The organism is Pirellulimonas nuda (assembly GCF_007750855.1).
GTDB lineage: Bacteria > Planctomycetota > Planctomycetia > Pirellulales > Lacipirellulaceae > Pirellulimonas > Pirellulimonas nuda.
The window spans coordinates 5,469,537-5,482,481 of the sequence record NZ_CP036291.1; the positions used below are offsets into that span (position 1 = coordinate 5,469,537).

The 12,945-nt window shown below is 64.9% G+C and carries 9 protein-coding genes; 3 read left to right on the plus strand and 6 right to left on the minus strand.

What is annotated here, in order from left to right:
• Positions 1 to 142 precede the first annotated feature (142 nt).
• Positions 143 to 772 (minus strand): hypothetical protein, encoded by a 630-nt coding sequence (locus Pla175_RS21315; protein WP_145290333.1) that lies wholly within the window; start codon positions 770 to 772, stop codon positions 143 to 145.
• On the opposite strand from Pla175_RS21315, the gene Pla175_RS21320 reads away from it, so the two are divergent.
• Genes Pla175_RS21320 through Pla175_RS21330 form a run of 3 tightly spaced genes read left to right on the plus strand, consistent with a single transcriptional unit; the run spans position 762 to position 4,149 of the window.
• Positions 762 to 3,542: a hypothetical protein gene (locus tag Pla175_RS21320; protein WP_145290336.1), complete on the plus strand. Its 2,781-nt coding sequence runs from the start codon at positions 762 to 764 to the stop codon at positions 3,540 to 3,542. The two genes, Pla175_RS21315 and Pla175_RS21320, sit on opposite strands and share 11 nt — an antisense overlap.
• Positions 3,543 to 3,962: an SMI1/KNR4 family protein gene (locus tag Pla175_RS21325; protein WP_197527039.1), complete on the plus strand. Its 420-nt coding sequence runs from the start codon at positions 3,543 to 3,545 to the stop codon at positions 3,960 to 3,962.
• 31 nt (positions 3,963 to 3,993) lie between these two features.
• On the plus strand, positions 3,994 to 4,149 hold the full coding sequence (locus tag Pla175_RS21330; protein ID WP_197527040.1) for a hypothetical protein: 156 nt from the start codon (positions 3,994 to 3,996) through the stop codon (positions 4,147 to 4,149).
• Positions 4,150 to 4,772: 623 nt separating this feature from the next.
• Here the strand turns inward: Pla175_RS21330 and Pla175_RS21335 are convergent.
• From Pla175_RS21335 to Pla175_RS21355, 5 genes are all read right to left on the minus strand, one after another.
• On the minus strand, positions 4,773 to 5,345 hold the full coding sequence (locus Pla175_RS21335; protein ID WP_145290343.1) for a hypothetical protein: 573 nt from the start codon (positions 5,343 to 5,345) through the stop codon (positions 4,773 to 4,775).
• Between the two features lie 277 nt (positions 5,346 to 5,622).
• Positions 5,623 to 5,850: a hypothetical protein gene (locus tag Pla175_RS21340; protein WP_145290346.1), complete on the minus strand. Its 228-nt coding sequence runs from the start codon at positions 5,848 to 5,850 to the stop codon at positions 5,623 to 5,625.
• A gap of 397 nt (positions 5,851 to 6,247) precedes the next feature.
• The gene (locus Pla175_RS21345; RefSeq protein ID WP_145290350.1) at positions 6,248 to 8,386 is read right to left on the minus strand and encodes a DEAD/DEAH box helicase; all 2,139 of its coding nucleotides are present in this window, start codon (positions 8,384 to 8,386) and stop codon (positions 6,248 to 6,250) included.
• Positions 8,383 to 9,699, minus strand: a complete 1,317-nt coding sequence (brxD, locus tag Pla175_RS21350) for a BREX system ATP-binding protein BrxD (RefSeq protein WP_197527041.1) — start codon at positions 9,697 to 9,699, stop codon at positions 8,383 to 8,385. The genes Pla175_RS21345 and brxD overlap by 4 nt, the downstream gene beginning before the upstream one ends.
• 3 nt (positions 9,700 to 9,702) lie before the next feature.
• Positions 9,703 to 12,927: a dynamin family protein gene (locus Pla175_RS21355; protein ID WP_145290354.1), complete on the minus strand. Its 3,225-nt coding sequence runs from the start codon at positions 12,925 to 12,927 to the stop codon at positions 9,703 to 9,705.
• Between the last annotated feature and the right edge of the window lie 18 nt (positions 12,928 to 12,945).

Here is a 12,945-nt window from a genome sequence, read left to right on the forward strand (position 1 = left end):
GCGCCCTTTGGGGCGTCGTTTGCAGACGCGGGGTTCGTAGCGGCCGGGGCGGAGTGGGTTGCCCACGAGGACGGAGAGTTCGGCGGCAGGTGGCACTGCTAGGGTGCCACTGTCTGGCTTGCCAGCAGTGAGAAGCGGAGACTCACTTTCCATTCCGGCCGCAGCGACCTCGGCGTAACCCCCACGAACTTGCCGACGCCGCGGTCGAAGAGCTTTCTGAGTCGTGGTCGAAGAGCAAGTACGAGCCGGGGGGCAGCGGGGTCGAGGACGACACCACCACTTTCATCCAGATCGGCCTGGAGACCGGCTCGTACAGCAAGGAGACCAGCCGCGGCGTGGTCTCGATAGCGAACGACGTGGTCACGACCGCGGCGATGGACGTGGCGTTCGAGACGCTCTCAGAAGTCGCCGACGCACTGCGGGTCCGCTCGATCACCCGGTCGAGCGAGACGGCCGGCGCCAAGACCACCGCCGTGGTGAGCGCCTCGACGTACGACGCGCTGACGACCGCCGGCAGCGCGTCGGATGGGGAGGGCGTATCGACGCGGTCGGGCGGCGTGGCGTCGAGCAAGCTGGACGTAGAGAGCGTGCAGACCACGGGCGTCCGCCAGTCGTCCAAGACCAACGCCCACATCACGACGACCACGCCGGGCGTGCTGACGCGGACCGAAGCGCTGGAGTCCCGCACCACGACCAAGGCCTCGACAGGCAGCAGCTCCGTGGGTCCGGTGACCAGCGGGCCGGCCGGGACCGCCTCGTCGATGGTTGTCACGACATCGGCTTCCGGCGTGGCGACCGACGCCACGAAGTGGAGCGACACGCACCGTGAAACCGACGACGGCAAGGTAACCGTCACCGCCGAAACTGGCGAGCGGACAAACACATCGAGCAGCAGCCGCAGCGCCAGCCTCGACGTCGTCACAGCCCCGGACGGTGGCTCGCGTAGCGATGGGTCGTTTGACGTAGCCAGCAGCAACGCCCAAAAACTCGACACCCGCACCGACTACATCTACCCCACCGACAGCGGCCGCACGAAGACCCGCACGAGCCGTGGCCACATTGACCAGAGCGAAACTGTCAGCGGCACCGGCTCGCTGCGGGACGAGAACGGCGCGACGACGGTGGAGCTGGACGGCGAGCCGGCGGTGACGCGGACAGGGGGGTACGAGTTCGGGGATGAGGCGTCGAGCACCAAGAGCACGCCCGGCGCGGGCGACGGCGAAGGTTCGGTTGAGCGGTCGAAGCGGACCGAGTCGCTGGCGGGGGGCTTCGGCAAGCCCGAGAAGGCAGAGATACTCGACGAGTCCCTGCTCCGGGAGCTGGATGGCCCGGCCCGGACGTACGTCGACGACCAAGGACGCACGGTGACCCTCACCAGCACGGACGAGGGGGAGGGCCGCGTCACCCAGTCGGTCCTCCGCGAGTGGGACCGGCGGAATGAGACATCCTGGTCGACGATCGCGCCCTACGTCAACGACGATGGCGAGCCCGGCTGGGAAACGCACGAGACCTACAGCCGCGATACCGACACCGGACGAGAGTCGGCGACGACGAAGATCAAAGGCGACCTCCGGACGCTGGACCTCGAGTCCACCAGCCGCTTTGAACACGCCGACGGCAGGATCGATCGCTTCGAAACCTACCAAGCTGCCACGCAAGACAAAGCACAACGCTACGAGTTGATCGAGGATTCGACTGAGAACTACCTCATCCGCGGCTTCGTCTCGACGTACGACGCCGAGCACACCGAGACCAACGGGCTCGCGACCCTCGGCCGGTTTGAAGCCCAGAGCCTCCGGTCTACGTCCGACGGCACGAAGCAACGCGACCTGTGGAACGAGATTACCCCGGAAGGGGGACCGTCTTACGTATGGGAAGAAACCCGCCGCGACTCTGGGACGACGAAAACGGTCTTCGTCGACGAACCGGGAACTTACTTCGACTTCGTCGATAGCAACGGGGCGACCCAGCGGTCGCAGACGGGCAAGTACACGACGGTCGAATCGACGACCACCTACGGCTCCACCGACGTCGATGTTCCCGATTATTCGCTCGACATTCAGGTTGCGCATCACCCTTATTTAGTAAATGGTGTTAGTAGTGGAATTGGCCACGGAACCGACACTCGCGAGGTCCGGCGGACGATCGAGCACGTCGATGAGACAACCACGACGGTCCGCTACTCCCCGGAAGAGACTAGAACGCTCAGCAAGGAAGTCCGTGGATGGGACCACCGTCGCGTCGCGATCGATCACACCTTCGTGAGCGACCTAGCGGAAGGAGTGTTTGTCGGCTCGAGCCAGCGGCTGGTGCGCGACTTTAGGCTCGACGAGTCGGACCCTGACGCGAGCTATGACATTCTCGACATCCACGTTTCGATCAATGTCCGGGAAGGCGTCACGCCGTTTCAGGTCACCCTTCTCCACGGCGACGGCGGCGAGTTTGAGGGAGAATGGATCGAGTCGAACTGGGACTTCGACCCGTCGCTACCCACCAACCTCGTCCTGGGCCCCGGCGTCACACAGTACGGCTCGACCGGCGAGCGAGACCCATCCGCCACGTTTGCCCCGCCACCGCCACCGACGCCGATCGGGGCGGGGGTGACGAACCCGGGCATCCTCGAAGCATTTGTCGGCGGGCTGGCGTTTGGCGCCGTGGAACTGGCAAACGCTGCTCCTCTGATCGACCTCGACGAAACCGCCAATCGGCTGGCCGATCGGGCCGGCGTTCCGGAATCGACCCGCACGCAAACCCGTATTGCAGCGAACGTAGGCGTCGGCGCCGGCCTTACGGTGTTTGGCGGCGGCGCGAACTGGCTGGCACGCGGGGTAGCGCTCGCCGACCGCGCTGAGGAGCTAGGCGACCGAGTTGAACTAGCGGGGGACATCGTCCAGAATGGCTTCACGACCCAGAACACCGTGTCGCTGATGCTGGAGGCGGCCGGCGTGGGGCCGAGCGTGGCGCGCCGCGCCACCGACGCCGTTCAGGATGCGGGCGCCAAGACCCGTCGACAACTCAACGCGGCCCAAGCGGAGGTAGACGCCCCTCGCAATAAGCAGCCGGAAGTCAATAGTCCCTGCGGCGCCGGGGGGGCGCTCGGCCACCTGCACGTCGCGGCCGCGACAGGGGGCGGGGACTGCAACGTCCCACCCCGCCCCAACGCGCCCAGCGGCGCCGGGGCGCCGCAAGCGGCGGAGGTTGTTGCCCCAAAGCACCCGGATGATACCTTCTCGATCACCGAGCAGGGATTTCGAGATTACCCAGAAGGCGTACCTCGTCCTGAGGGACCATTCCGATTACTTGATGGCGATGAGTACGACGCAGCCCGGAAGGCAGCAAATAACGCCAACCGCAAGATTCGTCGTGACCAAGGCTTAGTTGGCCAGAAAGTGGACGTTCACGAATTGAAGCCAGTAAAGTTCAACGGATCGCCAACCGACCCGGCAAACAAGGCGATTCTTGATCGAGACCTCCATCGCAAGGAAGTCACGCCTTGGTGGAACCGACTACAGAACAACATAGAAAACGGCGGAGGTGGTTGAGTGGGTGATAGCCAAGATGCTCTGCTGAGCGAGTTCGTCAGCACCAATCCGAGCAGCGAAGAGGACGTTCTTGCTGCCGAGAAGGCGTTCGGTGTCACGCTGCCTCAAGACTATCGCTCGTTCCTTCTGGGCCGTGGTGGCGGGGAAGGATTCCTTGGAGAGCAATACCTGATTCTCTGGAATGCGGATCAGATTGTCCCGTACAACGCTGATTACGAAGCAGAAACCTACGCACCTGGGTTGTTGATTTTTGGGTCGAGTGGAGGAGGCGAGGGCTTCGCTTTCGATCTCAGGAAGCAATGCAACGACATTGTCGCTGTCCCCTTCATCGGCATGAGCTTGAAAGACGCCAAGAGCATCGCTCCTTCTTTCACCGACTTCCTTGAGAAGCTGAGCCAGCCCGATGCCGAGCTATTCTGACATTCGTAGAAGCGACCCGCGGACCCGTGGGATGGAGGTCTTCGAGATAACACCAATCATCGTTGGTGGTGATCCAACCGATCCTAAGAACAAGACTCTGCTCACCCGAGAGCAGCATATTGAAGCGGTGCGATATTGGAACGGCGTCATCGCCGACCTAAGAAAACGTCAGGGCAAGCGTAACTGAGCCAATCGGGCCTCAAGCCATCTCCGGCGGGTGGCACTGCTGGGGTGCCACTGTCTGGCTTGCCAGCAGTGCGAAGCGGGGACCCACCTACCATTCCGGCGGACGCCAACTCAAGGTGGCTTACGAACCGTTGCCAGAGTTCTCGTCGAATCCGGAGGCCGATCGATCCGCGGGAAACTCATTTAACACACCTCCCTTGCCAGCGGTCCGCTTCGAGCGATCTGGCCCATCATTCCCCGCCATTCTCGTAGCAAATAGCCACCCGCTGTGAGACAATCTCCCACGGCTAGCGGCACGCGGCCCGGGGAGTCCCCGGGCAGATGCGGCCGGCGACGCATGCGCGTTAGGGTTTGCAGCGGAGGGTGTTTTGGATGTCTGGAAGTTGCGCCCACATTTGTCCCGCAGGTGTCCACTTCGGGGGGCCCGGTGTCCCGCAGCGGGACACAAAATCCCTGCTGGCGGGTCGAGAACCCCCGCCATCGTGGGGGTGGGTCGGAGTCGTAGGTCGCGTTTCGCGGGGGTTTCGAGCGATCGGGGGGTTATGACCGAAAACGAGATTGGGGGGGGGGCGGGGGACAAAAGGACAGAAGTCAAAACGGCGATCCGCTTGCGATGCGAACGAATCAACCCACTACGGACCGCAACCGCACAAGCAGCACGCGGGCAGTCTCCAGGTCCAAGGCATCGACCGCGAGCGCCTCGACCAGCAACGCGTCGTCCAGGTGCTCGTCGAGCTTGCGGGTCTGCTTCGTCGGCAGGCGTGCGGCCAGGCGAACCGGGTCGAGCGACAACGCATCGACGCCCGCCAAACGACGGGCCGAGTCTGCGGCGCTGGCGGAGAGCTCGACCGCGATCTTGTGGTCGGCGGAGACGAGCCTCGCCGCGTCGGCGATCAAGCAGAGCGTGCGTTGGGCCTTAGTTCCGGTCCAGGTGAACCACAAGCAGGAGGACGGCGACAGCGGAACCAACGAGCGCCGATCGATCCCCGCCTCGCGGGCGGTGAGGCGGGCATCGGTCAGCAGCCGGGCGCCGGTGGAGTTCAAATACCCGCAGGGGCGGTCGTCCAGCAGCACCCGCCGCATGGCGTCGCGCACCCGCGGGTGGACCTCGCCGCCGCCGCTGGTGAACATCGGGGGCTTGCTCCCCTTCGCGGGGCGGACGACCACGACCCGCCGCTCGTCCTCGATCGCGACCACCCGCCAGCGCCGCTCGGCGAGCAGGAAGCAGTCGTCCAGGTTCGGCAGGTCCGAGGCGGGGAGCAGGCCGATCAGCGAGCTGCCGTGATAAACGCCGTAGTCGTCGGAAGCCGCCGAACGCGCTGTAGAAGGAGTAGTGTCCGGTGAGCTGCTCCCCCTTGGGCGCCAGGATCAGGTCGCCCCCTTCCATCTGCTCGATCAGCCCGCGCTCCCCCAAGCTCCGCAGCACGCCGGCGAACAGCCGCGAGTCGATCGCCCGGAAGGCGCCCCGCTTGCACTACGCGTCGTACAGCCCGCCGGCGGGCCGGCCCCCGGTTTCGACGTCGGCCTGCTGGAGCACGCGTGCGTGCTTGGCTGCGGCCCGTCCATCTCTTCGACGCTTCCGCGTCCAACTGGCTGGCGCCCCCACCGCCTCCACAGGCAGCCGCAAGACGCCCAAGCGTCCGTTAGCTGAAAGGGGCCAGTAGTCCCTCAGGGAGGTCCCTTCACGCGTGTGGGTGAGCATGCCAGCCGTACTTCACGCCCCGACCCCAGCGCCCAACGGGCCCGACCCAGCCGCACGACGCTCCGCGTCCCTGGGGCTGCAGTGGCCGGGAGGCGCCTAGCAATCCCACCCCCAGCAAAACACACCGCACTCGACCGCTGCTAGACTGAACGCAGCGCTCGGCATCGCGAGCCGAAGTACGCGAGCAACGAAAAGGAATCCGCGATGAGCGATCGTTGGCCGGCGTTCGAACCTGCTGTTCGCCCTTGGCTGGGACCCGAAGACGATCCGGCTCTGTGGTCGGTCGTGGTCAACACCCTCTCTCACGACGCGGAATTGCTCTGCGGCTCAGCAGCGTCGGGGCGGGTGCTGAAGCGTTGGAAGTACGTCCCGCGAGAGCAGACAAGGATTGGCGGCATCACCGGTTTTCAGATTGCGAATGGGCTTTGTCCCGAGGCTCGACAGTGCGTTCGGCGATCGGCTGTTCCAGCAGCCGCTTCAGGTTCTCCGGATCGGCGACCCGACGTTCCAGCATCCGCAGGGCAAGGCTGTGCGGAACGCACTCGGAGAACTTCACCGCGTACAGCATCCGCTCATCGACCTCGGGGGGCATGGCCGGTCCGCCGGCGGCGAGCTGAGCGATTGCCTGCAGGATTACTCCGCTACGCACGCCTCTGGGAAACTCAAGCGAGAAAGGCGAGTGTTTGATCGATTGACGGAGCACCGCGGCGAGTGAGTTCGCCAGCGTCGCATTGACGCCCACCCCCCCAAAGGTCCACCATTCCAGGCCCCCCTCCCCCGATCGGAGAAGCGTCGTCTTGTCGACCTCAAGCCACGGTGACTCTCCCCGCTTTTCGGCAATCTTCTCGGTCGCCCGACGAGACCACCACGGGCGATCATACTTCGACGCCAGCACGCCCCGCATCGCCTGACAAAGTGGATAACCAAGCCCCGGTGGTACGCTCGAGAACATCACGGAAGCGTCGGTTCTTACTTCTCGCACTCGGACGAGCCGCTTCTGCCAATCGACCTCTTCGATCTCCCAGGTTCGTCCTCCGAGCAGGAACAGCCGCCGCCCTTGCTTGCGGATTGTGAGCGTGAGCTCATCGATCTGCCCGATCTCTTCGCGTCCGTGCACGACGCGGAACAAAGGTTCGGTCATGAAGACCGAGAACAGCTTGAGGTAGTTCTTGCGGCCGTACTTCTGCTCCCCCAGCGTCCCCAGCCGCAGCACCCCCTGCTCTTGGGCGAGCACCGTTTCGGCCAGCATGAACGCAAAGAGCTCCTGCACCTCCTCGGGCGCCATCTCTGCGAACGCTGGAACGCGTTTCACTTCGTCGTACCAGCGGTCCGCGGACGTCCCTCCCTCTTGAAGCGTGATCGCCATGAGCTGCTGGGCGAGCACGTGGAAGGGGCTTGGCGGGGGCTGGGTCGGCTCGACGAACCCCGTTTTCCACATCTCAACCAGTGCGGCCGCGACCAGGAGCGAGTCATGGCGGACGGCAAGGAACAGACAGTTGCGTTTCGAGGGGTCCCGGCGTCCGGTCCGACCCATACGCTGTAGAAAACTAGAAACCGTAACCGGGGCGCCGACCTGGATGACCCGATCGAGGTCGCCGACGTCGATGCCCAGTTCCAAGACGCTCGTGGCGACGATCACGCAGTCCGAACGGCTACGGAAGGCTTCTTCGGCGGCCCGACGGTGCTGTTTGCTGAGAGATCCGTGGGTGACGAACGCGGGGACCGCGAGCTTGTTGAGCTCAGCGGAGAGCTTCTCGGCCCCTGCCCGGCTGTCGATAAAGACCAGCCGCTTCTCACCGCGGTGGAGCTTCGAGATAACCAATGCCGCGTTGTCGAGCGTGCCGACGTAGTCAACCTGGACGTCGGCTTCGGCCAAATGGTCCGACGGTCGGACGTAATGGCCCCGCTCTCCGGGCTGACTCCCCGCGAGCCACTGGGTCAGCTCGGCGGGATTTCCGACCGTCGCGGACAGGCCGATCCGCTGCACCGCGTGCTCCGACTTGGCCGACGCCCGCTCAACGACCGCCTGAAGGTGCCAGCCGCGGTCGTCGCCAGCGAACGCGTGGACCTCGTCAACCACGACCGCCCGCAGCTGCCCAAAGAGGGTCGCCGGGTCGAGGCGCCGCGACATCAAGATCACTTCGAGGGACTCAGGGGTCGTCAGCAGCACGTCGGGGGGCTCGCTGGCGATCCGCTTGCGCTCGGTCTGGGTCACGTCGCCGTGCCAGAGCCCCGACCGACGCCCGACCAGCGAGCAGTAGCGAGTCAGTCGCAAGTCGAGGTCGTTCAGCAGGGCCTTGAGCGGGCAGAGGTAGAGAACGCTCAACCCCGTCCATTGTTCCGACAGCATCCGAGACAGGAGTGGGAAGACCGCGGCTTCGGTCTTGCCACCAGCGGTCGGCGCCAGCACGACGAGGTGCTTCTGGGAAAGGATCTCGGGGATCACTTCCTCCTGGAACGGTCGCAGCGACTGCCAACCTAGGCTGTTGGCGATGTGGTGCTGCAGGTCGGGGTGGAGTTGGTCGAACCCGCTCACAGTTCGAGCTCCACCTCATCGACGCTCCCCGCCGCGGCGTGCCTTTCGGAGGTCGTCATCTCGGACTGGTCGATCTTCACGGCGAAATCGCGTCCCGGATCAAACGCCTCGTACTGGTCGACCCGGTCGAGCACGTCGACCAGCTTCTTCAAAAAAATGCGGGGCGCCGTCCCAACCTTACCGCCGAGCTGGCCGGCGATCGCGTCAGCCAAGCCGCGGATGTAGTGGTCGTCGCAGCGGCTGCGAACACGTTCAGCGGCCCCGGCGAGCGAGCAGTGGATGTCGCGGACGCGGCCCCCTACCTCACAGAGTCGCTCAAGGTTAAACGGAGCGAGACGGATCTGCGGCATCCGGGGATTATCGAATTGGGGGTCGGAGTCGAACTCGACGTGCAGTCGCTGAGCAAGCGGCTCGAGGCTCCGGACCCCTTGCGGCCCGGTGAAGAATCCGGAGGTGCCGGTGACGACCAGATACAACCCGGGGAACTGGCCGCCGTCGACGTCGTCCAGGAGCTGCCGCAACGCGTTGAGGCACTTCTGCCGGACGTCACTCCGCATCCGCTGCACTGTCTCGACCTCGTCGAGGACCAGCAGCAGCCCGGCGTAGCCCGAGTCCCGGAGCACGGTGAGGAGCCCCTTGATCGACGCCGAGGCGCCGAAGTGGTCGATGTCTCCCTTGACCCCTGCCGCCCGCTTGGCGGCGGCGGCCACGTTCGGTTGCCCGGCGAGCCAGGCAAGGATCGCGTCCGCGGTCCCGCGATCGCTCTGGGCCTGAGCCTGACGGTAGCCGCGGAGGGCCAGGCTAAAGACCTGGGCCGAGTCGCCAAGCTTTCGGAGGCGGGTTTCGAAGAGCTCGTTGGTGCGTTGGAAAAGCTCCCTGTCGGGGAGCTCTTCTCCGCTGCATTCGCTCAGCACGTCTTGCTCGAGGGCCAGGAACCAGTTGTCAATCACGTTCCGGAAGGCGCCGTCGCAGCACTCGGCCGTACGTAGCCGCTCGTTCAGCCGCCGGTAGACCGTCTCCATCCGGTGCAGCGGCGTCTCTGTCTCGGAGATCTGTACCTCGGCGGTGGCGAAGCCGAGCTTCCGAGCCCGGTCGGCGAGCCAGCGGGCAAAGAACGTCTTCCCGCAGCCGTACTCGCCGCGGACCGCCTTGAACTGGCCCTGCCCTTGCTTCGCGTCACGCAGCTCTTCGTCCAACGCCACTTCAAACCGGTCGAGCCCCACAGCGAATGCGTCGAGGCTCTCCTCAGGAACCGTGCCGCGACGCAGAGCGTTGAGGATGTCACGGCTGCGTTGCTTGCTGAGCTGCATCATGGATCAATCGGTGAACTCTTGGGATAGTAAGTCGGCCTTGATCTCCACCGTATCGGTGTCTCGGCAGAACTGAACGATCTGCAGGCCATCGACATTCAGTAGCCGCTGCACGGCCGCGATCCGCGGTTCGACACGCAGGCGTCCCAACCCGAGCTGCCTGCACAGAGCCGGGGTCGTCAGGCTCCAATGGCTACGCTGCATCGCGTCCAAGAACCTGCGGAGGTCGCCCTCGTTCAGGGCCGCTCGCCCACATCGATCTCTTTGCTCGCGGTAAAGCGGGCTACTTAGCAGGCGGTCGAGGAAGTCGCTCGGAGACTCGTCCGCAGGCGGGGCCGGTTCGCCTGGGGGCTCTCCTGCATCAGGCGTTACTTCGACCGGGATTGCTGGTTCTTCTTTGGGAGGCGCCGGGCCGTTCGAGGGCGGCGGAGCAGGGTCCTCTGGGAAAGGGATTCGCTGCGTGACAGAACGCGGCCGGTTGGAGAGGTTCCACGGTTCTTCTGGCTCCGAGACGGTCGTCCCCCCCGCCGGACTTGAAGCGCCTACGGCCGTGGCTGAGGTCGCCGGTCCTTCCTGACCGATTGCGGCGCCGTCAGCGTCGTGGTTGGCCGGCGAGGTGACGCCGGCCGAGCTCGCGTCGTCGCCGAGGCTTGTCCCGGATTGCTGGTCGGGTTCGGGGGCGGGGTTTGGGCTGTCGGTGGGGGACGGCTCCTGGTTCCCGTACGGCTCAAACGGCAATAAAGGCGCCTCCGAGTCGCGACGCGGGGCCTCGGGCGGCGGCAGTGAGAGCGGGGCCATGTAGGCCGTCGGCACCCTTGAAGTCGCTCGAACGGCCTCCCAGACCTGGAGGGCGGCGGTGCGGATATGCTCCATCTGGGCGATCATCTGGCCACGCTGCTCGATCTCGCCGGCTCTTCGGAGCTGGGCGCTGGCGTTGCGAAGTTCTGCGATCGCGTCCGCCCGAAAACGCATCAACGAACTCGACGCTCCCTGGCAGAGGCCGAACAGCCGCTGGTCCAAGACTTCCGCGACCGAGGCGTGTACATCCTGCACGCTCGCCTCGGCCCCACGGCCAAGCCGCTCACGCATCCGGGCCTGACAACCGATCCCTCCCTCGTTGACGACGGCGGTGTAGGTCGGGCCAAGCCCGTCCTGCACCACGTCATAGGCCGGTTTTCTAATCGACTGGAGGTCGTGAACGATCCTCTGCACCGCCTCGGACATCGACTCGCTGTGCGTCGCCGCCACCGATTCGAGGTTCTCGGCGATCACTTCGAGGGCTGCCGTCGCCTCGCCGTCGTTGATGTCCCGGGACGACTCTCGGATCCGGCGACGCAGCTGGTCGACGGCGCCCACCACGAGCGAGTCGCTAGCAGATTGAATGATCTTGTCTCGGAAAGTAGTCCACCCGCTTGAGAGGCCGTCAACCATGGCGCCGCACAAAGCCTGGTTGACGTCGATGAACTCGCCACGCCCGGTAGTGTGGATGCCCTTCTTGCGAGCGACGGCCCGCAGGGTGTTCCAGTACAAGACGTTCCACGAACGCCGGTTCGAGGCGATCCTCTCCTCAAGCGCCCGCCGCAGCCCGCCGAAGCTCTCCCGGATCTCTCGGGCGGACCGGTTGCTGCCCGCGACAAACTCTTTTGTTGCTACGTCAATATAGTCATCGAACCAGGGGATGATCTCTTCGTCGAGCTTGGCGACGAGCCGGGCGATCGCGCCAGATCCTTCGCCGACTCCTGCCTCGAGGGTAGCCCAGGCTTGGCTAAAAAAACGCACCAGCCGACCCACCTCCCGGGCCACGCGTTGCTCGAGGTCGTCGAAGTAGAAGCGTGCCAAGTGCTCGGCTGCGATCTGGTTCACGAAGTGCTTCAGCTCCGGGATCCCTGTTCTGTCCGGGTCGCCGCCGAACTGATCCATGAGGCCGCGTAGCCGGACGCGTCCTGGGCTGATCCGCTTCTGGAACGCTTCGTAGGCCAGGGCCGACACAAAGAAGACGCGGATCGAGGCGATCCGCTCGAGCATCTCGCTACGCGTCTTGGAATCCTCTTCACTGTTGCCCAGCGGCATCAGGGGGGACGCGATGTCACGTAGCATCTTCCGGTAGGTCTGCGTCTGTTCGTCGATGTGACGGTCGATTGCCGCACGGTAGAGCCGCTCTTCTGCGTCAGGGTCGTCGGCAGCAGAATCGTCGAGGTCGAATTCGGGGATGTGGGCGTCAAACTTCGTCTTGATGATGAATAGCTGCTGCCGCCCGCTGTCGGTCGCTTCGAGGTAGTCGCCCAGGACGCTTGAGCTCCGCAGCCACGACGTGATGTCGATCCCGAGGTTGCTATCGCTGGTGCAGACCGCGACCGCACGGGCCTCCTTCCGCAGACTGTTGGTGATTTCGGTGCGTTGCGGGTCGTTGTCGTTGGTGCCGGGGAGGTCGACGAGCTGCAGGTTTGGGTGCCAGTCTCTGAACGGCCCCCGGATCTCGCACCTGTCGATGATCGTCCAAAAGATGTCCTTCGTAGAAAGGTACCTCTCAATCGTGACCCGCATGTGCGGGAGGCTGTCGCTCTTAGGCTGCGCCTTATGGCCGAGCAGGCGGGCGACCTCGTCCGGGATCGGGGCGTCCGCGACCGACCGCACGAGTTCAGCGGCCGATTGTGTAGGGTCGATCCCCAAGATGGTGACGAATCGTTCGAGTGTGCTGTGGATGAACCGAGGGTCGTCCGGCTCCTCCTCGCTCCCACCCCCCCGCTCTAACCGGTGGAGATAGTCACGAGCTTCTTCCACCGCTCGCCTACGCTCCCTGTCCAGGCGTCTCTCCGAGATGAACTCGATCGTGAAGCCCCACTGACCGTCATGCTTCAGTGAGACGATCGCCGCGGTGCAGGGCTTGATGTCGGACGTCGGCAAGATCGAAGCAGACGCGAGGGCGTTCAGCAGCGTGCTCTTGCCGTGCCGACTCGGGCCCAACAACGCGATCCTTACGGCCGGCTCGTTCTCGAGCTCCGCCAGCACCGAGTCGATTGTGCTCCGGAAACGCTCGATGTGGGCGCCGGCGCCCTCGACGCGTTCGGCGGATTCGAGAAACGTTGGTGAGAAGAGCTCGTCTCTGAGCGTCACGATCCGCTCTCTCAGCGTCGCCCGTCGGTCAAACTCTCTCCCGTCTAGCTGTCCGGCGTGCGAGCTCTCCCACTGAGGCGGCGGCGGGAGTGGAGCAGGTTGGTCAGTGCGATCCACGGCGAGTGCTTAGCTTGG